The organism is Streptomyces sp. NPDC041191, from assembly GCF_055591945.1.
Genome location: NZ_JBVIZC010000002.1, coordinates 283,173 through 307,982, shown reverse-complemented (window position 1 = coordinate 307,982; position 24,810 = coordinate 283,173). Strand labels below are relative to the sequence as shown.

Genomic DNA, 24,810 nt, shown 5'->3' with positions numbered 1-24,810 from the left:
GCACCTATGGGACTCGAAGAGAAACTCCCGAGCGGCTTTCTGCTGACGACGGTCGAACAGGCCGCGGGCTGGGTGCGCAAGGCGTCCGTCTTCCCCGCGACCTTCGGCCTCGCCTGCTGCGCCATCGAGATGATGACCACCGGAGCCGGCCGGTACGACCTGGCCCGCTTCGGCATGGAGGTCTTCCGCGGCTCGCCGCGCCAGGCCGACCTGATGATCGTGGCCGGCCGGGTCAGCCAGAAGATGGCCCCCGTCCTGCGGCAGGTCTACGACCAGATGCCCAACCCCAAGTGGGTCATCTCCATGGGCGTCTGCGCCTCCTCGGGCGGCATGTTCAACAACTACGCGATCGTGCAGGGCGTCGACCACATCGTCCCCGTCGACATCTACCTGCCCGGCTGCCCGCCGCGCCCGGAGATGCTGCTCGACGCGATCCTCAAGCTCCACCAGAAGATCCAGGGCTCCAAGCTCGGCGTGAACGCCGAGGAGGCGGCGCGCGAGGCGGAGGAGGCGGCGCTCAGGGCGCGGCCGACCATCGAACTGAAGGGCCTGCTGAGGTGACCGGCGCACGCGCGGCCGCCGGGCCGCAGACCGCGAAGAATCCCGCGTCCGCGCGCCGCGCGGGCGGAGAAGGGAACGGGGCAGCACAGTGAGCGACGAGACACCCAACCCCGACAAGGAGCTGAGCGCGCAGAACCTGCCGGGCCAGCGCGGGGACCACGGCGAGGAGGTCCGCGTCCAGCGCGGCATGTTCGGCGCGCAGAGCGGTGCCGACACCTCCGGCTACGGCGGCCTCGTCCGCTCTGTACGGCTCCCCGGCCCGGCCGCCCGCCCCTACGGCGGCTGGTTCGACGAGGTCGCCGACGAGCTGGAGGGCGCCCTGGAGGAGCAGGGGCTCCTCCCGGAGAACGCCATCGGGAAGACGGTCGTCGACCGCGGCGAACTCACCTTCCACATCGAGCGCGAGCACCTCGTCCGCGTGGCCCGCACCCTGCGCGACGACCCGGCGCTCCGCTTCGAGCTCTGCACCGGCGTCTCCGGCGTCCACTACCCGCACGACAAGGGCCGCGAGCTGCACGCCGTCTACCACCTGCGCTCCCTGACCCACGGCCGGCTGATCCGGCTGGAGGTCACGGCCCCGGACGCCGACCCGCACGTCCCGTCCCTCGTCGCCGTCTACCCGACGAACGACTGGCACGAGCGCGAGGCGTACGACTTCTTCGGCATCGTCTTCGACGGCCACCCCGCCCTCACCCGGATCATGATGCCGGACGACTGGCAGGGCCACCCGCAGCGCAAGGACTACCCCCTCGGCGGCATCCCCGTCGAGTACAAGGGCGCCCAGATCCCGGCTCCGGACCAGCGGAGGTCGTACTCGTGAACACCCCCAACGCCTCCGCGCGGGAGACGACGGAAGGCACCGTCTACACGGTGACCGGCGGCGACTGGGACGAGGTCGCCCGCTCCGCCGCGCGGGCCGACGACGAGCGGATCGTCGTCAACATGGGACCCCAGCACCCGTCCACCCACGGCGTGCTCCGCCTCATCCTGGAGATCGACGGCGAGACCGTCACCGAGGCCCGCTGCGGCATCGGCTACCTCCACACCGGCATCGAGAAGAACCTCGAATACCGGACCTGGACGCAGGGCACCACCTTCGTCACGCGCATGGACTACCTGACCTCGTTCTTCAACGAGACCGCGTACTGCCTCGGCGTGGAGAAGCTGCTCGGCGTCACCGATCAGATCCCGGACCGCGCGAACGTCGTCCGCGTCCTGCTGATGGAGCTGAACCGGCTCTCCTCGCACCTGGTCTGCATCGCCACCGGCGGCATGGAGCTCGGCGCCACCACGATCATGATCTACGGCTTCCGGGACCGCGAGATGATCCTGGACCTGTACGAGCTGATCACCGGCCTGCGCATGAACCACGCCTTCATCCGCCCCGGCGGCCTCGCCCAGGACCTCCCGCCCGGCGCCGTCGACGCCGTGCGCGAGTTCGTGAAGACCATGAAGAAGAACCTGCCGGAGTACGACAAGCTCGCCACCGGCAACCCCATCTTCAAGGCCCGCATGCAGGACGTCGGCCACCTCGACCTCGCCGGCTGCATGGCCCTCGGCGCCACCGGACCGATCCTGCGCTCCGCGGGCCTCCCGCACGACCTGCGCAGGACCGACCCGTACTGCGGCTACGAGACCTACGACTTCGAGGTCCCGACCGCCGAGAGCTGCGACTCCTACGGACGCTTCCTGGTCCGCCTGGAGGAGATGCGGCAGTCCCTGCGGATCGTCGAGCAGTGCCTCGACCGCCTGGAGCCGGGCCCGGTCATGGTCGCCGACAAGAAGATCGCCTGGCCCGCGCAGCTCGCGCTCGGCGCCGACGGCCTCGGCAACTCCCTCGACCACATCAAGAAGATCATGGGCACCTCCATGGAGGCCCTCATCCACCACTTCAAGCTGGTCACCGAGGGCTTCCGGGTCCCGCCCGGCCAGGCGTACGCGGCCGTCGAGTCCCCCAAGGGCGAACTCGGCGCGCACGTCGTCTCCGACGGCGGCACCCGCCCCTACCGGGTCCACTTCCGCGACCCGTCCTTCACCAACCTCCAGGCCATGGCCGCGATGTGCGAGGGCGGCCAGGTCGCCGACGTCATCGTGGCCGTCGCCTCCATCGACCCCGTGATGGGAGGCGTCGACCGATGACCGAGCAGATCAGCCTGGGCATGCCCCAGCTCCCCGCCCCCGGCTACCCGGCGGACGTCCGCGCCCGCCTGGAGGAGGACGCGCGGGCGATCGTCGCCCGCTACCCGGACTCCCGCTCCGCGCTCCTGCCGATGCTGCACCTCGTGCAGGCGGAGGAGGGCCACGTCACCCGCACCGGCATGGCCTTCTGCGCCGACGTCCTCGGCCTCACCACCGCCGAGGTCACCGCCGTCGCCACCTTCTACACCATGTACCGCCGCAAGCCCTCCGGCGACTACCAGGTCGGCGTCTGCACCAACACGCTCTGCGCGGTCATGGGCGGCGACGCGATCTTCGAGGAGCTCCAGGAGCACCTCGGCGTCGGCAACGGCGGGACCACCGAGGACGGCAAGGTCACCCTCGAACACATCGAGTGCAACGCGGCCTGCGACTTCGCGCCCGTCGTGATGGTCAACTGGGAGTTCTTCGACAACCAGACCCCCGAGTCCGCCAAGAAGATGGTGGACGACCTGCGGGCCGGACGGACCGTCGAACCCACCCGCGGCGCCCCGCTCTGCACCTTCAGGGAGACCGCCCGCATCCTCGCCGGCTTCCCCGACGAGCGCCCCGGCGCCGTCGAGGCCACCGGCGGCGCGGGCCCCGCCTCCCTCGTCGGCCTGCGGCTCGCCAAGGGCGAGCAGCCGCACCACCGCGTCGTCCACCCGCGCGGCGAGACCACCGGACCGGGCGAGGACCCCGGACGCGGCGACACCTCCGGACAGGAGGGGAAGTGATGACCTTGGCAACCGAGATCAACAACAACAGCAGTCCCGAGAAGCTCCTCGCCCCCGTCCTCTCGGCCTTCTGGGACGAACCCCGCTCCTGGACCCTGGAGACCTACGAACGGCACGAGGGCTACCAGGGACTCCGGCGGGCCCTCGCGATGAGCCCCGACGACCTCATCGCGTACGTCAAGGACTCCGGCCTCCGCGGCCGCGGCGGCGCCGGCTTCCCCACCGGCATGAAGTGGCAGTTCATCCCGCAGGGCGACGGCAAGCCGCACTACCTCGTCGTCAACGCCGACGAGTCCGAGCCCGGCACCTGCAAGGACATCCCGCTCCTCTTCGCCAACCCGCACTCCCTCATCGAGGGCATCGTGATCGCCTGCTACGCGATCCGCTCGAACCACGCCTTCATCTACCTGCGCGGCGAGGTCGTCCCCGTCCTGCGCCGCCTCCACGAGGCCGTCCGCGAGGCGTACGCCGCCGGCTACCTCGGCACCGACGTCCTCGGCAGCGGGCTCGACCTCGAACTCACCGTGCACGCCGGCGCCGGCGCGTACATCTGCGGCGAGGAGACCGCCCTGCTCGACTCGCTCGAAGGACGGCGCGGCCAGCCCCGGCTGCGGCCCCCCTTCCCCGCGGTCGCCGGTCTGTACGCCTGCCCCACCGTGGTGAACAACGTCGAGTCCATCGCGTCCGTTCCCGCGATCCTCCACCGGGGCAAGGAGTGGTTCACCTCCCTGGGCACCGAGAAGTCCCCGGGCTTCACGCTGTACTCGCTCTCCGGGCACGTCGCCTCGCCCGGCCAGTACGAGGCCCCCCTCGGCGTCACCCTGCGCCAGCTCCTCGACATGGGCGGCGGGATGCGCCCCGGCCACCGCCTCAAGTTCTGGACGCCCGGCGGCTCCTCCACCCCCATGTTCACCGACGAACACCTCGACGTGCCCCTCGACTACGAGGGCGTCGGCGCCGCCGGTTCCATGCTCGGCACCAAGGCGCTCCAGTGCTTCGACGAGACCACCTGCGTGGTCCGCGCCGTCACCCGCTGGACCGAGTTCTACGCCCACGAGTCCTGCGGCAAGTGCACCCCCTGCCGCGAGGGCACGTACTGGCTCGTCCAGCTGCTCCGTGCCATCGAGAACGGGACCGGCACCCTTACCGACCTCGACAAGCTCAACGACATCGCCGACAACATCAACGGCAAGTCGTTCTGCGCCCTCGGCGACGGCGCCGCCTCACCGATCTTCTCCTCCCTGAAGTACTTCCGCGAGGAGTACGAGCAGCACATCACGGGCCGGGGCTGCCCCTTCGACCCCGCCAGGTCGACCGCCTGGGCGGACAACCACAAGGAGGTGACCGCATGACCGTCATCGCGTCCACCCCCAGTGGCGGCGGCAGCGCGCCGGTACCGCCCGAGGACCTCGTGACGCTGACCATCGACGGCGCCGAGATCTCCGTCCCGAAGGGGACGCTGGTCATCCGCGCCGCCGAACAGCTCGGCATCGAGATCCCGCGCTTCTGCGACCACCCGCTCCTCGACCCCGCCGGCGCCTGCCGCCAGTGCATCGTCGAGGTCGAGGGCCAGCGCAAGCCCATGGCCTCCTGCACCATCACCTGCACCGACGGCATGGTGGTGAGGTCCCAGCTCACCTCGCCCGTCGCCGAGAAGGCCCAGCACGGCGTGATGGAGCTGCTGCTCATCAACCACCCGCTGGACTGCCCCGTCTGCGACAAGGGCGGTGAGTGCCCCCTGCAGAACCAGGCCATGTCCCACGGACAGGCCGAGTCCCGCTTCGAGGGCGTCAAGCGGACCTACGAGAAGCCGGTCGCGATCTCCACCCAGGTGCTGCTCGACCGCGAGCGGTGCGTGCTGTGCGCCCGCTGCACCCGCTTCTCCAACCAGGTCGCGGGCGACCCGATGATCGAGCTGATCGAGCGCGGCGCGCTCCAGCAGGTCGGCACCGGCGAGGGCGACCCCTTCGAGTCGTACTTCTCCGGCAACACCATCCAGATCTGCCCGGTCGGCGCCCTCACCTCCGCTGCCTACCGCTTCCGCTCCCGCCCCTTCGACCTCGTCTCCACCCCGTCCGTGTGCGAGCACTGCGCGGGCGGCTGCGCCACCCGCACCGACCACCGGCGCGGCAAGGTCATGCGGCGGCTCGCCGCCGAGGACCCGGAGGTCAACGAGGAGTGGATCTGCGACAAGGGCCGCTTCGGCTTCCGGTACGCCCAGCAGCGCGACCGGCTCACCACCCCGCTCGTCCGCGACCGCGCGACCGGTGAACTGAAGGCCGCCTCCTGGCCCGAGGCCCTGGAGGCCGCCGCCCGCGGTCTCGTCCGCGGCCGGACCGGCGTCCTGACCGGCGGCCGGCTGACCGTCGAGGACTCCTACGCGTACGCCAAGTTCGCCCGGGTCGCCCTCGGCACCAACGACGTCGACTTCCGGGCCCGGGTCCACTCCGGCGAGGAGGCCGACTTCCTGGCCTCCGCCGTCGCCGGACGCGGACGCGACCTGGACGGGACGGGCGTCACGTACACCTCGCTCGAAGCCGCCCCGGCCGTCCTCCTCGTCGGCCTGGAGGCCGAGGAGGAGGCCCCCGGCGTCTTCCTGCGGCTCCGCAAGGCGTGGCGCAAGCGCGGACAGAGGACCTACGCCGTCGCCGCCTTCGCCACCCGGGGCCTGGAGAAGGCGGGCGGCACCCTGCTGCCCGCCGCCCCCGGCACCGAGACCGAGTGGCTCGACGCGCTCAGCTCCCGGGTCGGCCTGGAGGGCGACGGACTCGCCGCCGCCGAGGCCCTGCGCGAGGAGGGCGCCGTCATCGCCGTCGGCGAGCGCCTGGCGGGCGTGCCCGGCGCGCTCACCGCCGCCCTGCGCGCCGCGGCCGCCACCGGCGCCCGGCTCGTGTGGGTCCCGCGCCGCGCCGGCGAGCGCGGCGCCGTCGAGGCGGGCGCGCTCCCGGGGCTCCTCCCCGGCGGCCGGCCCGCGACCCACCCCCGCGCGCGCGAGGAGGTCGCCGCCGTCTGGGGCGTCCGCGAACTCCCCGTCCGCCCCGGCCGCGACACCGGCCGGATCCTGGAGGCCGCCGCCACCGGCGAACTCGCCGCCCTGCTCGTCGCGGGCGTCGAGGTCACCGACCTGCCGGACCCGGCACGCGCCCGCGAGGCCCTGGACGCGGCCTTCGTGGTCTCCCTGGAGCTGCGGCCCGGCGAGGTCACCGACCGCGCCGACGTCGTCCTGCCGGTCGCCGCCGTCGCCGAGAAGACCGGCACCTTCCTCAACTGGGAGGGCAGGGCCAGGATGTTCGAGGCCGCGCTCAAGCCGGAGCAGATGACCCGGCAGCCCGCCCCGGCCGACACCCGCGTCCTGCACATGCTGGCCGACGCCCTCGACGCGCACCTGGGCCTGCCCGACGTGCAGGCCGTACGGCGGGAGCTGGACCGGCTCGGCGGCCGGTTCGACGAGCGGACCACCGGGCCCGCCGAGCCCGGCCGGCCCGCCCCCCGGCCCGGCGAGGGCGAGGCCGTCCTCGCCGGACACCGGCTCCTCCTCGACCTCGGACGGCTCCAGGAGGGCGACACCGCCCTGGCCGGCACCCGCCACGCGGCGGTCGCCCGGCTCTCCGCCGCCACCGCCGCCGCCACCGGCGTCAAGGACGGCGACCTCCTGGAGGTCAGGGGCCCCGCCGGCTCCGTCGCCCTCCCGCTCCGGGTCACCGAGATGCCCGACCGCGTGGTCTGGCTCCCGCTGAACTCGACCGGGCACGGCGTCCTCTCCGACACCGGCGCCCGTCCGGGCGACCCGGTCCGCATCGGTCCGGCGGCCCCCCGCCCCGCCGGCGTCACGGAGGTGCAGGCATGAGCGTGCCGCTCGCCGCTGAAGACCTGTCCATGTTCGGCACGGACCCCTGGTGGCTCGTCGCGGTCAAGGCCGTCTTCTGCTTCGCCTTCCTGATGGTGACCGTGCTCTTCTCCATCGTGTGGGAGCGCAAGGTCGTCGCCTGGATGCAGCTGCGCGTCGGACCCAACCGGCACGGCCCCTGGGGCCTCCTCCAGTCCCTCGCGGACGGCATCAAGCTGATGCTGAAGGAGGACGTGATCGTCCGCCGCGCCGACAAGGTCGTCTACGTCCTGGCCCCGGTCGTCGCCGCGATCCCCGCCTTCATGGCCATCGCCGTGATCCCCTTCGGCCCGGCGGGCAACGAGGTCTCGATCTTCGGCCACCGCACGGCGATGCAGCTCACCGACCTGCCGATCGCGATGCTGTACGTCCTCGCGGTCGCCTCGATCGGCATCTACGGCATCGTCCTCGCCGGCTGGTCCTCCGGCTCCACGTACCCGCTCCTGGGCGGCCTGCGCTCCTGCGCGCAGATGATCTCGTACGAGATCGCCATGGGCGCGGCCTTCGCCTCCGTCTTCCTCTACTCCGGGTCGATGTCGACCTCGGCGATCGTCGAGGCGCAGGCGGACCGCTGGTTCGTGATCCTGCTGCCGGTCTCGTTCATCATCTACGTCGTCACGATGGTCGGCGAGACCAACCGCGCGCCCTTCGACATGCCGGAGTCCGAGGGCGACCTCGTCGGCGGCTTCAACACCGAGTACTCGTCCATCAAGTTCGCGATGTTCATGCTCGCCGAGTACGTGAACATGGTGACGGTCTCGGCCGTGACGACCACCCTCTTCCTGGGCGGCTGGCGGGCCCCGTACCCCCTCTCCGCCTTCTGGGAGGGCGCGAACCACGGCTGGTGGCCGATGCTCTGGTTCGTGATCAAGGTGCAGCTGCTGCTGTTCTTCTTCATCTGGCTGCGCGGCACCCTGCCCCGCGTCCGCTACGACCAGCTCATGAAGCTCGGCTGGAAGGTCCTGATCCCGGTCTCCGTGGTCTGGCTGATGCTGGTCGCCACCGTCCGGGCGCTGCGCAACGAGAACATCGCGTTCACCCACATCGTCCTGTACGTGGCCGGGGCCGTGCTCGCCCTGCTCCTCCTCTCCTTCGTGGTGGACCTCTTCCGCGACCGGAAGGCGGGGACGGCGGCGCCCGCGCCCGAGGACACGCGCCCCTTCGACCCGATGGCCGGAGGCTTCCCCGTGCCGCCCAAGCCCGGACAGTCCCTGCCGCCCGCGCCCCGGCGCCGGTCGCGGCACCAGCGGGACCTCGTCGCCAGCGGCGCCCCCGACACCGCTACTGCGAACGACGGAAAGGAGACGGACGGTGTCTGACTTCCAGAATCCGGTGGCCGGTTTCGGCGTGACCTTCAAGGCCATGTTCAAGAAGCGGCTGACCGAGCAGTACCCGGAGCAGCAGAAGACGACCGCGCCCCGCTTCCACGGCCGGCACCAGCTCAACCGTCACCCCGACGGCCTGGAGAAGTGCGTCGGCTGCGAACTGTGCGCCTGGGCCTGTCCCGCCGACGCCATCTACGTGGAGGGCGCGGACAACACGGACGAGGAGCGCTACTCGCCCGGCGAGCGCTACGGCCGCGTCTACCAGATCAACTACGCCCGCTGCATCCTGTGCGGCCTGTGCATCGAGGCGTGCCCCACCCGCGCGCTGACGATGACCAACGAGTTCGAACTCGCCGACTCCTCCCGCGCGAACCTGATCTACACCAAGGAACAGCTCCTCGCGGGCCTGGAGGAGACCATGGTCGACACCCCGCACGCGATTTTCCCCGGCATGACCGAACAGGACTACTACCGGGGCCTCGTCACCGAGGCGGCGCCCGGGACCGTCCGCCAGGCCGCCGTCTCCCAGGGGGAGAAGGACGACCACGAGGAGGTGGACGCGTGAGCACCACCCTCGCGGCGTACGCGACCTCCACGGGCGAGGCCGTGCAGTTCTGGGTCCTCGGCACCGTCGCCGTCGCCGGCGCCCTCTGCACGATCCTCCTGCGCAGGGCCGTCCACTCCGCGCTCTGCCTCGCCGGTACGATGATCGTCCTCGCGGTCTTCTACCTGGCCAACGGCGCGTACTTCCTCGGCGTCGTCCAGATCGTCGTCTACACCGGCGCGATCATGATGCTCTTCCTCTTCGTCGTCATGCTCGTCGGCGTCACGGCCGCGGACTCGCTGAACGAGACCCTGAAGGGGCAGCGCTGGTGGGCCGCCGCCTGCGGCCTCGGCTTCGGCATCCTGCTCGCCGCCGGCATCGGCAACGCCTCGCTCACCGAGTTCACCGGACTCGGCGCCGCCAACGGCGCGCGCGGCGGGAACGTCGAGGGCCTCGCCGCCCTGATCTTCACCAAGTACGTCTTCGCCTTCGAGATCACCGGCGCGCTCCTCATCACCGCCGCCGTCGGCGCGATGGTGCTCACCCACCGGGAGCGCACCGAGCGCGCCCGCACCCAGCGCGAGCTGGCCGAGCAGCGCGTACGCGAGGGCACGCAGGTGCCGCCGCTGCCCGCGCCCGGCGTCTACGCCCGGCACAACGCCGTGGACGTCGCTGGCCTGCTGCCCGACGGCAGCCCGGCGGAGCTGACCGTCATGGGGACCCTGCGCAAGCGGGGCCAGATCCGGGACGTGTCCGCCGAGGCCATGGCCGACCTCAAGGCCCTGGAGCAGCGCTCCGAGGAGCGGCTCGGCCGGAACCGGGACGAAGAGGAGGCCACCCGGTGAACCCCGTCAACTACCTGTACCTCGCCGCCCTGCTGTTCACCATCGGCGCCGCGGGGGTCCTGATCCGGCGCAACGCGATCGTCGTCTTCATGTGCGTCGAGCTGATGCTCAACGCCTGCAACCTCGCGTTCGTCACCTTCTCCCGCATGCACGGCAACCTGGACGGCCAGATCATCGCCTTCTTCACGATGGTCGTCGCCGCCGCGGAGGTCGTCGTCGGGCTCGCGATCATCGTGTCCGTCTTCCGTGCCCGCCACTCGGCCTCGGTCGACGACGCAAGCCTGATGAAGCTGTGAGGGGCTGACCGTGGAAAATCTCATCGCTCTGCTCGTCGGGGCACCCCTGCTCGGCGCGGCCGTCCTGCTCTGCGGCGGCCGGCGCCTCGACCGGACCGGCCACTGGATCGGCACCCTGTTCGCGGCCGTCTCCTTCGGCATCGGACTGACGCTCTTCGCCGACATGCTCGGCAAGGGCGCCGAGGACCGGGCCCTGCACCAGCGGCTCTTCACCTGGATCCCCGTCGAGGGATTCCAGGCGGACATGGCCTTCCGGCTCGACCAGCTCTCCATGACGTTCGTCCTGCTGATCAGCGGGGTCGGCACCCTCATCCACGTGTACTCCATCGGGTACATGGAGCACGACGAGCGCCGCCGCCGCTTCTTCGGCTACCTGAACCTGTTCGTCGCGGCGATGCTCCTGCTCGTCCTCGCCGACAACTACCTGCTCCTGTACTTCGGCTGGGAGGGCGTCGGCCTCGCCTCGTACCTCCTGATCGGGTTCTGGCAGCACAAGCCCAGCGCGGCCACCGCCGCCAAGAAGGCGTTCCTGGTCAACCGGGTCGGCGACATCGGCCTCTCAATCGCCATCATGCTCATGTTCACCACCTTCGGGACCTTCGCCTTCGGGCCGGTCCTGGAGGCGACCGGGCAGGCGTCGCAGGGCACGCTGACCGCGATCGGCCTGATGCTGCTCCTCGCGGCCTGCGGCAAGTCGGCCCAGGTGCCGCTGCAGTCCTGGCTCGGGGACGCGATGGAGGGCCCGACCCCGGTCTCCGCCCTCATCCACGCGGCCACGATGGTGACCGCCGGCGTCTACCTGATCGTCCGCTCCGCCGACATCTTCAACGCGGCGCCGGACGCGCAGCTCGTCGTCACGATCGTCGGCGCCGTCACGCTCCTCTTCGGTGCGATCGTCGGTTGCGCCAAGGACGACATCAAGAAGGCCCTCGCCGGGTCCACGATGTCGCAGATCGGCTACATGATCCTGGCGGCCGGCCTCGGCCCGATCGGCTACGTCTTCGCGATCATGCACCTGGTGACGCACGGCTTCTTCAAGGCCGGGCTCTTCCTCGGCGCCGGTTCGGTCATGCACGGCATGAACGACGAGGTCGACATGCGGAAGTACGGCGGCCTGCGCACGTACATGCCGGTCACCTTCGTCACCTTCGGCCTCGGCTACCTCGCGATCATCGGCTTCCCCGGCCTGTCCGGCTTCTTCTCCAAGGACAAGATCATCGAGGCGGCCTTCGCGAAGGGCGGCACCGAGGGCTGGATCCTCGGCGCGGTCACCCTGCTCGGCGCGGCCGTCACCGCGTACTACATGACCCGCGTGATGCTGATGACCTTCTTCGGCGAGAAGCGCTGGCAGCCCGCGCCCGACCCGGACCGCACGCCCGACGCCGAACCGGCCGCCGGGCACGCCGCGGGCCGCATGCCGCACCCGCACGAGTCGCCGAAGTCCATGCTGATCCCGATGGTGCTGCTCGCCGTCGGATCGGTCGCCGGAGGCGCGGTCTTCGAGTTCGCCGGGTTCGTCGAGTGGCTGGAGCCGGTCACCGGCTACGCCCACGGCCACCCGCCGATCAGCGCCGGGGCCGTCACCGCCGCCACCGTCGCCGTCATGGTGGTCGGCGTCGGGCTCGCCTACCTCCAGTACGGGCGCCGGCCGGTCCCGGTGGTCGCCCCGCGCGGCTCGCTCCTCACCCGGGCCGCCCGCCGCGACCTGCTCCAGGACGACGTCAACCACGCCGTGTTCGTCACGGGCGGCACCCACCTCACCCGCTCGCTCGTCTACCTCGACCACTCCCTGGTGGACGGCGCGGTCAACGGCACCGCGGCGGCCTTCGGCGGCCTCTCCGGCCGGCTGCGCAAGCTCCAGAACGGCTACGCCCGCTCGTACGCGGTCTCCATGTTCGGAGGTACGGCGGTGCTGATCGCCGCGACCCTGCTGATGAGGGCGGTGTAACTGTCATGTCCTTCCCGCTCCTTACGGTGACGGCAGCGGTGCCGGCGGTCGGTGCGATCCTGACCGCCGCCGTGCCCGCCGCCCGCCGCACCGCCGCCAAGTGGCTGGCGCTGCTCGTCTCGCTCGCCACGCTCGTCCTCGCCGGGATCGTCTTCGCCCGCTTCGAGCCCGGCGGCGAGCGGTACCAGCTCACCGAGTCGTACGCCTGGATCAAGGACTTCGGCGTCCGCTACGAGCTGGGCGTGGACGGCATCGGGGTGGCGCTGATCGCGCTCACCGCCCTGCTGATCCCGTTCGTGATCCTGGCGGGCTGGCACGACGCCGACCCCCTGGAGACGTCCTCGAAGCGCTGGCGGCCGACCCAGGGCTTCTTCGCCCTGATCCTCATGGTCGAGGCGATGGTGATCCTCTCCTTCGAGGCCACCGACGTCTTCCTCTTCTACATCCTGTTCGAAGCCATGCTCATCCCGATGTACTTCCTCATCGGCGGCTTCGGCGACCGGGCCCACGCGGGCTCCGACGAGAACGCGGCGGCCCAGCGCTCCTACGCGGCCGTCAAGTTCCTCCTCTACAACCTGGCCGGCGGCCTGGTCATGCTGGCCGCCGTCATCGGCCTGTACGTGGTCGCGGGGAACTTCTCGCTCACCGAGATCGCCGGGGCGCGGGCCAACGGCTCCCTGGAGATGGCGACCAGCACCGAACGGTGGCTGTTCCTCGGCTTCTTCCTCGCCTTCGCGGTGAAGGCGCCGCTGTGGCCGCTGCACACCTGGCTGCCGAACGCGATGGGCGAGGCGACCGCCCCGGTCGCCGTCCTCATCACCGCCGTGGTCGACAAGGTCGGCACCTTCGCGATGCTCCGCTTCTGCCTCGGGCTCTTCCCCGAGGCGTCGAAGTGGGCCACGCCCGTGATCGTCGTCCTCGCCCTGATCAGCATCGTCTACGGGGCGCTGGTCGCCGTCGGCCAGCGGGACATCAAGCGCCTGATCGCCTACGCGTCGATCTCGCACTTCGGCTTCATCGTCCTGGGCGTCTTCGCGATGACCAGCCAGGGCCAGTCCGGCGCCACGCTCTACATGGTCAACCACGGCCTCTCGACCGCGGCCCTGCTGCTCGTCGCCGGCTTCCTGATCTCCCGGCGCGGCTCGCGGCTCGTCGCGGACTACGGCGGAGTGCAGAAGGTCGCCCCCGTGCTCGCCGGCACCTTCCTGATCGGCGGGCTCGCGACCCTCTCCCTGCCCGGACTCGCGCCGTTCGTCAGCGAGTTCCTGGTCCTGGTCGGCACCTTCGCCCGCTACCCGGTGGCCGGCGTCGTCGCCACCACCGGCATCGTCCTGGCCGCGCTCTACACCCTCGTCCTGTACCAGCGGACGATGACCGGGCCGGTGAAGGAGGAGGTGCGGAGGATGCCGGACCTGCGGCCGCGCGAGCTGGCCGTCGCCGTCCCGCTGATCGCCGCCCTGATCTTCCTCGGGGTCTTCCCGAAGCCGCTGACGGACGTCGTCAACCCGGCGGTCCGGCACACCATGTCCGACGTCCAGCAGAAGGACCCCGCACCCGAAGTGGAGGCGGCCAAGTGAGCACTTCCGCCGTCGCAACCCCCGTCCCCACCCTGTGGGCGACCGCCGCCGGGCCGCTGGAGAAGATCCCGGCGCCCCACATCGAGTACGCCCAGCTCGCGCCCGTGCTCATCGTGGTCGGCGCCGCGCTCCTCGGCGTCCTCGTCGAGGCGTTCGTCCCCCGCAGGGGCCGCTATCCGGTCCAGGTCCTCCTGACCGTCCTCGCGCTCGCCGCCTCCTTCGCCGCCGTCGTCGTCCTGGCGGCCGGCGGGTACGGCACCACCAAGGCCCGCATCGCGGCCATGGGCGCCGTCGCGGTCGACGGACCGGCCCTCTTCCTCCAGGGGACCATCCTCCTCGCCTCGGTCGTGGCGGTCTTCACCTTCGCCGAGCGCAGGCTCGACCCGGCCGACCACGGCCACCGGGTGGACTCCTTCGCCGCCGAGGCCGCCGCCGTCCCCGGCAGCGACCACGAGAAGGCGGCCGTCAGGGCCGGTTTCACCACCACCGAGGTCTTCCCGCTGGCGCTCTTCGCCATCGCCGGCATGCTGGTCTTCCCGGCCGCCAACGACCTCCTGACGCTCTTCGTCGCCCTGGAGGTCTTCTCCCTCCCGCTCTACCTGCTCTGCGCCGTCGCCCGCCGCAAGCGGCTGATGTCGCAGGAGGCCGCCCTCAAGTACTTCCTGCTCGGCGCCTTCTCCTCGGCCTTCCTGCTCTTCGGGATCGCCCTGCTCTACGGCTACGCGGGCACCGTCTCGTACGCCGGCATCGCGAACGTCGTCGACGGCACGGTCGCCTCGGTGAACCCGGCGCTCGCCGGCACCATGGGGAACGACGCGCTGCTCCTCATCGGCTTCGCCATGGTCCTGACGGGTCTGCTCTTCAAGGTCGGCGCCGTCCCGTTCCACATGTGGACCCCGGACGTCTACCAGGGCGCCCCGACCCCGGTCACCGGCTTCATGGCCGCCGCGACCAAGGTCGCCGCCTTCGGCGCGCTGCTCCGCCTGCTGTACGTGGTGCTGCCCGGCCTCACCTGGGACTGGCGGCCGGTCATGTGGGGCGTCGCGATCGTCACCATGCTGGGCGGCGCGGTCATCGCCATCACCCAGACCGACATCAAGCGGCTCCTGGCGTACTCCTCCGTCGCGCACGCCGGGTTCCTGCTCGCCGGCGTCATCGCCGCCACCCCGAGCGGCATCTCGTCCGTCCTCTTCTACCTGGCGGCGTACTCCTTCGTGACGATCGGCGCCTTCGCCGTCGTCACCCTGGTCCGGGACGCGGGCGGCGAGGCCACCCACCTCTCCAAGTGGGCCGGTCTGGGCCGCCGTTCGCCGCTGGTCGCGGCGGTCTTCGCGGTCTTCCTGCTCGCCTTCGCCGGCATCCCGCTGACCTCCGGCTTCTCCGGCAAGTTCGCGGTCTTCAAGGCGGCGGCGGAGGGCGGCGCGGGCGCCCTCGTGGTGGTCGGCGTGATCTCCTCGGCGATCGCGGCCTTCTTCTACATCCGGGTCATCGTGCTGATGTTCTTCAGCGAGCCGAAGGCGGACGGCCCCACGGTCGCCGTGCCCTCGGCCCTGACGTCGCTCGCCATCACGGCGGGCGTGGCCGTCACCCTGGTGCTCGGCCTCGCGCCGCAGTACTTCCTGGACCTGGCGAACCGGGCGAGCGTGTTCGTCCGGTAGGCGCCCGCGCACGCACGAGGGGCCCGGCTCGCACGAGGAGCCGGGCCCCTCGGCGCACTTCACCCCCGCCGGGCGCCGTGACATCGTGGACCTCGCACCGAATGGTCTGTACCAGTCGTGGAGGGATGGTTCCATGCGCGGCACCACGGTCTTACCCGGAGCGCCCTGCGCCGCCCCGAGGAACGGCGACCCGCCCGTGCACCGGCTCGAACTGCGGCTCCCCGACCGGGTGCCCTTCGCCGCCGGGGGGTTCGACGCGATGGGGCCGATGTCGCGGGCCGCGTACCCGCACCGGCACACCTTCTACGAGATCGTCCACGTCGTCGAGGGGTCCGGGGTCCACGTGCTCGACCTGGAGCGGTACGAGGTGCGGCCGCCCCAGCTCGGGGTGATCCTGCCCGGACAGGTGCACCACTGGGAGGGCGTGCGCGGGCTCGAAGGGTCGCTCGTGCTCTTCACGCCCGAGTTCCTGGTCGGCGGGCCCGGCGGCGAGGAACTGCTGCGGCGGCTGGGGGAGCGGCCCTGGGCGGACCTCGACGCCGCCACGCACGAGCGCACGGGCCGGCTGATGGCGGAGCTGGCCGAGGAGTACCGGCACGGGGCCGACGGATTCGCCGGGGTGCTGCGGTCCCTGCTCCACGTCCTCCTGGTGCGGGCCGCCCGGCTGCCCGGCGGCGGGGACCCGCCACCGCCGCCGGGCCCGGCCGGGGAGTTCCTGCGGCTGGCCCGTACCGCCGGGGCCGCCGGGCTCTCCGTACGGGAGTGTGCCGACCGGATCGGGGTGACGCCCGGACACCTCACCGAGGTGGTGCGGGCGGCCACCGGCCGCACCCCCGCCGCGCTGCTCCGCCAGGAGCGGGCGCGGGAGGCGCAGCGGCTGCTCGTGTCCACCGGGCTCTCCGTGCGCCAGGTGGCCGCGCGCGTCGGGTTCGACGACGCCGCCTACTTCTGCCGGTTCTTCCGGAGGGAGGTCGGGTGCAGCCCCGGGCGCTTCCGAAAAGACCACGACCGCCGTGTTCCGTCCATCGAACCCGGTGCCGCGGGCCCCTAGGTTCGTTGCCGATCCCGCCCCCCATCCGAGGAGCCAGGCACATGGACCACGAGAACAGCACCGGGCACGTCAGCCGCAAGACCGTCCTGCGCGCCGCGCTCGCGGCCGGCATGGCGGCCCCCGCCGTGCTCATGGGCGTCCCCGCGCTCGCCCGCACCCTGACGGACGGCGGGGAGGCGCCCGCGCTCACCCCCACGTGCGACGACGGCGACGACCCCACGCCGGCGCAGATGGAGGGCCCGTACTTCAAGCCCAACTCCCCGCTGCGGGCCAGCCTCCTGGAGTCCAACACCCCCGGCGTCCGGCTCACCGTCAGCGGGTACGTCTTCGGGCTCGCCTGCCGGCCGATATCCGGCGTCCTGCTCGACTTCTGGCAGGCCGACACCAACGGCGCCTACGACAACACCGGGTTCCGCTTCCGCGGCCACCAGTTCACCGGCGCCGACGGCTCCTTCAAGCTCACCACGATCGTGCCCGGCCTCTACCCGGGCCGCACCCGCCACATCCACGTCAAGGCGCAGGCCCCCGGCCGCCCGGTGCTCACCACGCAGCTGTACTTCCCGAACGAGCCCCGCAACAACACCGACAGCCTCTTCGACCCCCGGCTGCTCATGACCGTGCGGGACGCGGGCGGGGCGCGCGAGGCCGCCTTCGACTTCGTCCTGAACGTGGCGCAGGACCCGGGCCCCACGCCGACGCCCACCCCGACGTCCACCGCGACCACCCAGCCGCCGGGGGGCAGCTGGGCGGTCGGCACCGCCTACAAGGCCGGGGACGCCGTCACCTACGCCGGGTCGGGCTACGTGTGCCTCCAGGCCCACACGGCCCAGCCCGGCTGGCAGCCGCCCAACGTCCCCGCCCTCTGGCGGGCCGCCTGACGGTCAGGCGGTGACGGCGGGGGCGATCCGGCCCCGGACCTCGCCCAGGGCGACCCGGGCGCCGTCCGGGCCGGGCGCCCACGCCGTGAGGACGACCTCGTCGCCGTCCTCCAGGAAGGTCCGCTTCCCACCGGGCAGGTCGAGCGCGTCCCGCCCGTTCCAGGTCAGCTCCAGGAGCGAACCGCGCTGGTTCACCTCCGGCCCGGAGACCGTCCCGGAGCCGTACAGGTCGCCCGTGCGCAGGGAGGCGCCGTTCACCGTCATGTGGGCGAGCTGCTGGGCCGCCGTCCAGTACATCGTCGAGAACGGCGGCTCGGCCACCACCTCGCCGTTGATCTCGACGGAGATCCGCAGGTCGAAGCCGCCCGGCTCCTCCTCGTCCGCGTCGTCCAGGTACGGCAGGAGGGGGAGGTCCCGCGCGGGCGGGGCGGTCCGGGCCGCGTCCAGGGACTCCAGGGGCGTCACCCACGCCGAGACCGAGGTCTGGAACGACTTGCCGAGGAACGGGCCCAGCGGCACGTACTCCCACGCCTGCACGTCCCGCGCCGACCAGTCGTTGAGCAGCGTCACGCCGAAGACGTGCTCCCGGAAGCCGCTCAGCGGCACCGGCCGGCCGAGCTCCGACGGCGTGCCGACCAGGAAGCCGACCTCCGCCTCGATGTCCAGCTTCACCGAGGGCCCGAAGACCGGGGCCGGGTCGGTGGGCGCCCTGCGCTGCCCGCAGGGGCGCACGACGTCGGTGCCGGAGACCACGACCGTGCCCGCGCGCCCGTGGTAACCGATCGGCAGGTGCTTCCAGTTGGGGGTGAGCGCGTCGCCGTCCGGGCGGAAGATCCGGCCCACGTTCGTCGCGTGGTGCTCGCTCGCGTAGAAGTCGACGTAGTCCGCGACCTCGTACGGCAGGTGCAGCGTCACCGCGTCCAGCGGGTGCAGCAGCGGTTCGACGGCCGCCCGGTGCGCGGGCTCCGTCACCCAGGCCGTGAGCGCCCGGCGGACCTCGCTCCAGACGCTCCGCCCGGCGGCGAGCAGCGGGTTGAGGCCCGGCCGCGCGAGCAGCGACGCGTGCGGGGAGCCGAGCGCGTGCGCCGCGGCCCCCGCGTCCAGCACGTACCCGCCGATCCGGACGCCGAGCCGGCGCCGGCCGGGCTCCTCGGCGGTGGAGAAGACGCCGTACGGGAGGTTGTGCGGACCGAAGGGATCGCCCTCGGCCAGGTCGAGCGGGCTGTGCTCGGACATCGGTGCTTGCCTCGCTTTCCACGGGTGTGGAGGACACGTTACGGGGCGGGCCGCCGGGCGCGGATGACATGGATCACAGCGAAAGCGCGACCTCCGTGAGCAACTGCCCGCCTTTGCTCGGTTTGTGGCCGGGACGGGCCCCGCACCGGTTCCGAGCTGCGCGAACAGGGAGTCCAGGGTGCGGTGCGAAGATCTACGATCGCCACGGCGACGTGCCGCGTGAAGCGACCGCGGGCACACGCGTCCGCTCGTCCCCGGCCCCCTGACCAGGAAAAGGTCCACCCCATGAAGTTCCGCCGCATCCTCGCGACCGCCGTGGTCGCCGCCGCCACCGCGCCGGTCGTGTTCCTGTCCACCGCGCCCGCCTTCGCCGACACCCCGCCGGTCCCCGGGCAGACGCGGGCGGCGTCCACGCACGAGGAGCTGAAGGCCGCCGTCGCCGAGGCGCGGGAAAAGGTCGACGCCCTGGTGGCGCGGCGCGCGGCTCTCCTGAAGGACATCGAGGAGAACAACATCGACCCGGCGCTGAAGACCGAGCTGGCCGAGGCGAGGAAGGCCGCCGCCCTCGCCAAGGCGGCCCGGGAGGAGGCCGACCGGAAGCTGGCCGAGGCCGAGAAGGCCCTGGAGCTGCTTCCCGGGACCGCCACCGACGAGGAGAAGGCGCTCGCCGGGAAGAACGTCGCCGACGCGCGGAAGGCGGCCGGAACCGCCGCCGAGGCCGAGGCCGCCGCCGGTCTCCGGCTCGACGGGGCCGGCACCGCCTGGGACGACGCGAGGGTCGCCCTCGCGCGGAGCTACAGCATCCTCACGGAGGACCTGAAGAAGGCGGAGAAGGAGGCCGCCGACGCGCAGCGGGCCCTCGACGCGTTCGAGGCCGCCGCGGGCGGGGGCGGCGGGACGGCCACGACGCCGCCGGCCACGACGCCGCCGTCGGCCCCGTCGGCCACGCCGCCGCCGTCGTCGGCCCCGTCGGCCACGGTGTCCGCCACCGCCTCCGCCACCGCCTCCGCCACCGGCGTCCCCCGCACCGCTCCGCAGGGCGGTGCGTCCTCCGCCCCCGCGACCGGCGCCCTCGCCGCCACCGGGTCGGACGACGCCCTGCCGCGGCTCGGTCTCCTCGCCGCCGGGACCGTCGCCCTGGGGGCGGGCGCCCTGGTCGTCGTCCGTCGCCGCAGGGCGGGTACCCGGGCGTAGGCGCGCACGGCGGCGGAGCCGGGTCCCCCGTGCGGGCGCCCGGTCCGCCGTGCGGGAAGCCGGGGAACCGGCTCGCCGGCCGCCCGCCGCACGCCACCGGGGAGGGCGCTCACCGGCCGGACCGATCCCGACACCCGTTCGGGACGAAGCGCTCGCCGGTGGACGTATCCTCCGACACCGAACATACCGGGGTGACGGGAAGGCGCCCATGGTGATCGAAAGGTGACCGGATACGCTGGCTTGAGCGAATCCGGCGACACATCGACAATCCGTGTGATCGTTCCGGGCGCTCGTCACCCACCGTGTGAGCGCCGGCAGGCGTCAGCAGACAGGAGACTCCCTCGTGACCGTCGTCGGGCCGTTCGGTCTTAGCGTGCGGGACCAGGCTCTTGAAGCCGATGTCCAGACCGGTCTGGCGGCCGTGGAGGCGGGCCTCCTGGACGCCACCAAGAGCGATGTCCCCTTCATCACGGAGGCCGCGCAGCACCTCGTCCTGGCCGGGGGGAAGCGTTTCCGCCCGCTCCTCGTGATGCTCGCCGCCCAGTTCGGCGACCCGTACGCGCCGGGCGTCGTGCCCTCCGCCGTGGTCGTGGAGCTGACCCACCTCGCCACGCTCTACCACGACGACGTCATGGACGAGGCCGACGTCCGGCGCGGCGTCCCCAGCGCCAACAGCCGCTGGGACAACTCGATCGCCGTCCTCACCGGGGACTTCCTCTTCGCCCGCGCCTCCCACACGCTCGCGGACCTCGGCCCGGAGGCGGTGCGCATCCAGTCCCAGGCGTTCGAGCGCCTGGTGACCGGCCAGATCCTGGAGACCGCCGGACCGGCCGACGGCCGCGACCCCGTCGACCACTACCTCGACGTCCTCGGCGGCAAGACCGGCTCCCTCGTCGCCGTCGCCTGCCGCTTCGGCGCGATGATGGCCGGCGCCGACGAGAAGGTGGTCGAGACCCTCACCCAGTACGGGGAGCGGCTCGGCGTGGCCTTCCAGCTCGCCGACGACGTGCTCGACATCGCCTCCGACTCCCACGAGTCCGGCAAGACCCCCGGCACCGACCTGCGCGAGGGCATCCCCACCCTGCCCGTCCTGCGCCTGCGCGCGGCCGCCGCCGCCCACGGGCGCCCCGAGGACGTCGAGCTGGTCGCGCTCGTGGACGGCGACCTCACCGACGACGCCCGGCACGCCGAGGCCCTGCGCCGGCTGCGCGCCCACCCGGCCCTGGAGCAGGCCCGCCGGGACACCGTGCGGTACGCGGAGGAGGCGCGCGCGATGCTGGCGCCGCTGCCGGACGGGTACGCGAAGTCGGCGCTCGCGGAGCTGTGCGACGCGGTGGTGCACCGGGCGGGCTAGGCCGCGTCCGGAAAATTCCGCTCGGGCCGATCCGGAAGGGACGGCCCGGTGCGCGTTCCGAAGGCCCCGTCCGGCCACCGCCTTTGCGGAAGGAGACGTTCCGCCCGGGGCGGTCTCAGGGGCGGGTCATCCCGAAGGGGTACGCGAGGTTGATCCCGGGGGCTGACGCCTCCGGGGCCCCCGTTCTGGTCAGATGATGACATCGGCCGATCGGGCCGTTCGAGACCACCTCAGGGCTCACGGAGGTAGCGGAAACCATGGCAGCGAACGAAGTCCCCAGCGAGACCCGCGGCGGGATCCGGCGCCGGGCGGGCCGGTACGCCGTCCCGGTCGCGGTGGCCGGCGTGGCGGCGGCGACCATCGGTCTGGTCCCGGCCCTCGCGGCGTCCGGCGACCCGGACCTGCCGGAGATCACGGCCCGGCAGCTCATCGAGAAGATCGCCGCCTCGGACACCCGGGCCCTGTCCGGCACCTTCAGGATCTCCACCGACCTGGGCCTGCCGGCCCTCGGCGGCCTGGTGCCCGGCCTCGCGGGTCCGGGCGGCGGCGGGGCCTCCACGGCCGACCCCTCGGCGAAGCTCACCGAGCTGGCGACGGGCACCCACACGCTGCGCGTGGCGGCGGACGGCCCCGAGCGCCAGCGCCTCACCCTGCTCGACGGCTCCGACGAGTACAGCCTGATCCACAACGGCGACGACGTCTGGGCCCACGACGGCAAGTCGAACGAGGTCTTCCACGAGAAGGGCGCGGCCGGCGGTCCGGAGGAGCGCGAGGAGCCGCCCGTGACGCCCAAGGAGCTGGCGGACCGGATCCTGGAGGCGGCGGACGGCACCACGTCGGTCACGGTCGACGGCACGGCCAGGGTCGCGGGCCGGGACGCGTACCAGCTGGTGATCCGGCCCGAGCAGCGCGGTTCGACCGTCGGGTCGGTGCGGATCGCGGTGGACGCGGCGAACGGCACTCCGCTGAAGTTCACCCTCGCGTCGGCCGAGGGCGGGAAGCCGGTCGTGGACGCGGGCTTCACCAAGATCGACTTCTCCCGGCCCGCGGCCTCGGTCTTCGCCTTCGAGGCGCCGAAGGGCGCGAAGGTGACGGAGGGCGCGGCGGACAGGGCGGACGGGCACCCCGGGCTCCCCGGGAAGAACGCGCCCGAGGACCTCGGGAAGGGCTTCGCCGAGGGCTTCGGCAAGGGTCTCCCCGGGCTGGGCGGGGGCGCGGCCGGGAAGGGCCCGGAGGTCATCGGCGAGGGCTGGACGACCATCCTGAAGCTCGACACCGGGGCCCCGGCGCCGAAGGCCGGCGAGGCGCCGAAGGAGCTCCAGGGACTCCTGGACTCCTTCGGCGACAAGGTCACCGGGACGTTCGGCTCGGGCACCCTCTTCAGGACGAAGCTGGTGAACGCGCTCCTCACCGACGACGGCAGGGTCTACGCCGGCGCGGTGACCAAGGACGCGCTGGTGGAGGCGGCGAACGCCGGCAGGTGACGGACGGTTGGGACCCCGGGCGGGCCGGGGGCGATGGTCACCGGCCCGCCCGGGCGTTTCTCCGCCTTCCCGGACGCGGTTACGGGAAGGTCAGCTTGAAGCCGTTGATGTAGCCGGTGTCGGCGGCGGCCTTGTCCTGGACGCGGAGCTTCCAGACGCCGTTGGCGACCTCGGTGGAGGCGTCGACGGTGTAGGTCTGGACGATGTTGTCGGCGCTGCCGCCGGAGCGGTTGCTGAGGCTGTAGACCGAGCCGTCGGGGGCGATGAGGTCCACGATCAGGTCGCCGCGGTAGGTGTGGACGATGTCCACGCCGACGGCGAGGTTGCTGGGGGCGTTGCCGGTGACGCCGGTGACGGTCACCGAGGAGGTCACCGCGGCGCCGTTGTCCGGGACGGCGACGTCGGCGGTGTTCTCGAAGACCTTGCCGGTGGGCGGCGTGGTGCTGCCGGCGGACAGCGTCCACACCGCGTGCGCGACGGCGTCGCTGTTGCGGTCGAGGGCGGTGTCGTTGATGTTCGCGGTGGTGTCGCAGGAGGAGTGGTAGCAGCGGTCGAACGCCTGGCCGGAGGTGCCGCCCCACTTCTGGGCCTGGGCCGCCGTCTTGACGTAGTCGGCGCCGCTGAAGAGGCCGCCGACCGGAACGCCGACGTTCTTGAACGGGGCGTGGTCGGAGCGGCCGTCGCCCTCGGTCTCGATCTCGGTCGGGACGCCGAGGCCCGCGAAGTAGCTCTTGAAGGTCTGCTCGATCGTCGGGTCGTCGTCGTAGACGAAGTACCCCGGGTTGGGCGAGCCGATCATGTCGAAGTTCAGGTAGCCCTTGAGCTTCGCGCGCTCGGTCGTCGGCAGGTTGTTGACGTAGTACTTCGACCCGACGAGGCCCAGCTCCTCGGCGCCCCACCAGGCGAACCGCAGGTGCTTGGAGGGCTGGTAGCCGGTGCGGGACACGGTGAGCGCCGTCTCCAGGACGGCGGCGGAACCGGAGCCGTTGTCGTTGATGCCGGCGCCGGCGGCGACCGAGTCGAGGTGCGAGCCGGCCATGAGGACCTGGTTCGGGTCGCCGCCCGGCCAGTCGGCGATCAGGTTGTAGCCGGTGGCGCCGCCGGAGGTGAAGGTCTGGAGGGTGGTGGTGTAGCCGGCGGCGTCCAGCTTCGCCTTCACGAAGTCGATGGACGCCTTGTAACCGGCCCGCCCGTGGGCGCGGTTGCCGCCGTTGGAGGTGGCTATCGACTGGAGGCTCGTCAAGTGCTGCTTGACGTTGGCGAGCGATATGTCGGGCGCGGCGGTGACACCCGCGGCTCCGGCCGGGGCGGCGGAGGCGCTGGTCCCGGCGAGGCCGCCGAGGGCGAGCGTCGCGAGGGCGGCGGCCGCGGTGACGCGTCTGGGCACGGAGAGGTTCATGTGGGGGCTCCGGATTCCGAACGGGGATGGGACGGAACGTGCGAGACGCCTCGGGCTGGGAGCCACGAGGCGTTGGAGCTGTGCGCGTGCAGGAGCTGTGTTCAGTTGTTCGGTAGTTCTTTTGTGCGTGCTGAATATTCAGTGACGGGTTGACTTCGCGTCAAGAGCAGAAACCGGTCAGGGCCGTTCGCTCAGCGGACGACCCCGGCCGGGGCGGGGGCGAGGACGGGGACGCCCCCGCCCCCGCGTGGCTCAGCGCGTCGGCGCGCCGGTCTCCGGGAAGCCGTAGCCGGTCCAGTTCTCGACGACCCGACGGCGCACGTCCTCGGGGTAGGAGTTCCGGAACGACGCGGTGACGCCCCGCGTCACGCCCTCGAACTGCTCGGGCAGCAGACAGCTGACGACGGACTTCCCTCCCCGGCCGGCCCGCACCTCGTCCTCGGTGAGGTACGGGACCATGGGGATGCCCGGCGCCTCCGGACAGACGTGGTGACCGGTGACGGGATGGTGGCGGGTGGCCATCGCCCACACCACCTGGTCGATGTCGGTGACGTCGATGTCGTCGGCCACCAGGATCACCTTGGGGACCAGCCACCCGGTGTGGGAGCCGAAGAGCACCTCCGCCACGGTGTCGGCCGGCTCCTTCTCGGTCGTACGGAGCC

21 protein-coding genes are annotated in these 24,810 nt (G+C 72.2%); 18 read left to right on the top strand and 3 right to left on the bottom strand.

Translation table 11 applies throughout. The features are described 5' to 3' along the window. The first annotated feature begins 6 nt into the window (after positions 1 to 6). The 15 genes from ACZ6AQ_RS04600 to ACZ6AQ_RS04530 all read left to right on the top strand — a co-directional run bounded on the left by ACZ6AQ_RS04600 (position 7) and on the right by ACZ6AQ_RS04530 (position 17,481). Positions 7 to 561 carry a NuoB/complex I 20 kDa subunit family protein gene (locus ACZ6AQ_RS04600; protein WP_388688260.1) on the top strand — a complete coding sequence of 185 codons (555 nt, stop codon included), beginning with the start codon at positions 7 to 9 and terminating at the stop codon, positions 559 to 561. An 88-nt stretch (positions 562 to 649) separates the two neighbouring features. Continuing rightward, positions 650 to 1,381 carry an NADH-quinone oxidoreductase subunit C gene (locus tag ACZ6AQ_RS04595; protein WP_388688257.1) on the top strand — a complete coding sequence of 244 codons (732 nt, stop codon included), beginning with the start codon at positions 650 to 652 and terminating at the stop codon, positions 1,379 to 1,381. Then, positions 1,378 to 2,700 (top strand): NADH-quinone oxidoreductase subunit D, encoded by a 1,323-nt coding sequence (locus ACZ6AQ_RS04590; RefSeq protein ID WP_468757423.1) that lies wholly within the window; start codon positions 1,378 to 1,380, stop codon positions 2,698 to 2,700. The genes ACZ6AQ_RS04595 and ACZ6AQ_RS04590 overlap by 4 nt, the downstream gene beginning before the upstream one ends. Beyond that, on the top strand, positions 2,697 to 3,473 hold the full coding sequence (gene nuoE, locus ACZ6AQ_RS04585) for an NADH-quinone oxidoreductase subunit NuoE (RefSeq protein ID WP_468757421.1): 777 nt from the start codon (positions 2,697 to 2,699) through the stop codon (positions 3,471 to 3,473). The genes ACZ6AQ_RS04590 and nuoE overlap by 4 nt, the downstream gene beginning before the upstream one ends. Then, on the top strand, positions 3,473 to 4,825 hold the full coding sequence (nuoF, locus tag ACZ6AQ_RS04580) for an NADH-quinone oxidoreductase subunit NuoF (RefSeq protein ID WP_468757419.1): 1,353 nt from the start codon (positions 3,473 to 3,475) through the stop codon (positions 4,823 to 4,825). The genes nuoE and nuoF overlap by 1 nt, the downstream gene beginning before the upstream one ends. Beyond that, the gene (locus ACZ6AQ_RS04575) at positions 4,822 to 7,320 is read left to right on the top strand and encodes an NADH-quinone oxidoreductase subunit G (protein WP_468757417.1); all 2,499 of its coding nucleotides are present in this window, start codon (positions 4,822 to 4,824) and stop codon (positions 7,318 to 7,320) included. The genes nuoF and ACZ6AQ_RS04575 overlap by 4 nt, the downstream gene beginning before the upstream one ends. Continuing rightward, a complete protein-coding gene (gene nuoH, locus ACZ6AQ_RS04570; RefSeq protein ID WP_468757415.1) occupies positions 7,317 to 8,678 on the top strand; it encodes an NADH-quinone oxidoreductase subunit NuoH in 1,362 nt (453 codons plus the stop codon). Before ACZ6AQ_RS04575 ends, nuoH begins: the two co-directional genes overlap by 4 nt. Then, a complete protein-coding gene (gene nuoI / locus ACZ6AQ_RS04565; protein WP_388688244.1) occupies positions 8,671 to 9,249 on the top strand; it encodes an NADH-quinone oxidoreductase subunit NuoI in 579 nt (192 codons plus the stop codon). The genes nuoH and nuoI overlap by 8 nt, the downstream gene beginning before the upstream one ends. After that, positions 9,246 to 10,073, top strand: a complete 828-nt coding sequence (locus ACZ6AQ_RS04560) for an NADH-quinone oxidoreductase subunit J (protein ID WP_468757413.1) — start codon at positions 9,246 to 9,248, stop codon at positions 10,071 to 10,073. The genes nuoI and ACZ6AQ_RS04560 overlap by 4 nt, the downstream gene beginning before the upstream one ends. After that, positions 10,070 to 10,369 (top strand): NADH-quinone oxidoreductase subunit NuoK, encoded by a 300-nt coding sequence (gene nuoK / locus ACZ6AQ_RS04555; protein ID WP_017239464.1) that lies wholly within the window; start codon positions 10,070 to 10,072, stop codon positions 10,367 to 10,369. Before ACZ6AQ_RS04560 ends, nuoK begins: the two co-directional genes overlap by 4 nt. Before the next feature lie 10 nt (positions 10,370 to 10,379). Further along, entirely contained in the window at positions 10,380 to 12,317 is a 1,938-nt protein-coding gene (gene nuoL / locus ACZ6AQ_RS04550; protein WP_468757411.1) for an NADH-quinone oxidoreductase subunit L, read from the top strand. 5 nt (positions 12,318 to 12,322) lie between these two features. Further along, entirely contained in the window at positions 12,323 to 13,894 is a 1,572-nt protein-coding gene (locus ACZ6AQ_RS04545) for an NADH-quinone oxidoreductase subunit M (protein ID WP_468757409.1), read from the top strand. After that, positions 13,891 to 15,552 (top strand): NADH-quinone oxidoreductase subunit NuoN, encoded by a 1,662-nt coding sequence (gene nuoN / locus ACZ6AQ_RS04540; protein WP_468757407.1) that lies wholly within the window; start codon positions 13,891 to 13,893, stop codon positions 15,550 to 15,552. Before ACZ6AQ_RS04545 ends, nuoN begins: the two co-directional genes overlap by 4 nt. Before the next feature lie 133 nt (positions 15,553 to 15,685). Then, positions 15,686 to 16,603 carry a helix-turn-helix domain-containing protein gene (locus tag ACZ6AQ_RS04535; RefSeq protein WP_468757405.1) on the top strand — a complete coding sequence of 306 codons (918 nt, stop codon included), beginning with the start codon at positions 15,686 to 15,688 and terminating at the stop codon, positions 16,601 to 16,603. A gap of 41 nt (positions 16,604 to 16,644) precedes the next feature. Beyond that, positions 16,645 to 17,481, top strand: a complete 837-nt coding sequence (locus tag ACZ6AQ_RS04530; protein WP_468757403.1) for a dioxygenase family protein — start codon at positions 16,645 to 16,647, stop codon at positions 17,479 to 17,481. Between the two features lie 3 nt (positions 17,482 to 17,484). On the opposite strand, the gene fahA is transcribed toward ACZ6AQ_RS04530, so the two are convergent. Next, the gene (gene fahA, locus ACZ6AQ_RS04525) at positions 17,485 to 18,717 is read right to left on the bottom strand and encodes a fumarylacetoacetase (RefSeq protein WP_468757401.1); all 1,233 of its coding nucleotides are present in this window, start codon (positions 18,715 to 18,717) and stop codon (positions 17,485 to 17,487) included. A 285-nt stretch (positions 18,718 to 19,002) separates the two neighbouring features. Between fahA and ACZ6AQ_RS04520 the strand changes: the two genes are divergently transcribed. The 3 genes from ACZ6AQ_RS04520 to ACZ6AQ_RS04510 all read left to right on the top strand — a co-directional run bounded on the left by ACZ6AQ_RS04520 (position 19,003) and on the right by ACZ6AQ_RS04510 (position 22,749). Beyond that, the gene (locus tag ACZ6AQ_RS04520; protein WP_468757399.1) at positions 19,003 to 19,911 is read left to right on the top strand and encodes a hypothetical protein; all 909 of its coding nucleotides are present in this window, start codon (positions 19,003 to 19,005) and stop codon (positions 19,909 to 19,911) included. A 343-nt stretch (positions 19,912 to 20,254) separates the two neighbouring features. Continuing rightward, the gene (locus tag ACZ6AQ_RS04515) at positions 20,255 to 21,265 is read left to right on the top strand and encodes a polyprenyl synthetase family protein (protein WP_468757397.1); all 1,011 of its coding nucleotides are present in this window, start codon (positions 20,255 to 20,257) and stop codon (positions 21,263 to 21,265) included. Between the two features lie 257 nt (positions 21,266 to 21,522). Continuing rightward, positions 21,523 to 22,749: a LolA family protein gene (locus ACZ6AQ_RS04510; protein WP_468757395.1), complete on the top strand. Its 1,227-nt coding sequence runs from the start codon at positions 21,523 to 21,525 to the stop codon at positions 22,747 to 22,749. A 79-nt stretch (positions 22,750 to 22,828) separates the two neighbouring features. Here ACZ6AQ_RS04510 and ACZ6AQ_RS04505 read toward each other — a convergent pair whose 3' ends face one another. Then, positions 22,829 to 24,148 (bottom strand): M28 family metallopeptidase, encoded by a 1,320-nt coding sequence (locus ACZ6AQ_RS04505; protein ID WP_468757393.1) that lies wholly within the window; start codon positions 24,146 to 24,148, stop codon positions 22,829 to 22,831. 252 nt (positions 24,149 to 24,400) lie between these two features. Beyond that, on the bottom strand, positions 24,401 to 24,775 hold the full coding sequence (locus ACZ6AQ_RS04500) for a hypothetical protein (protein WP_468757391.1): 375 nt from the start codon (positions 24,773 to 24,775) through the stop codon (positions 24,401 to 24,403). Positions 24,776 to 24,810 lie beyond the last annotated feature (35 nt).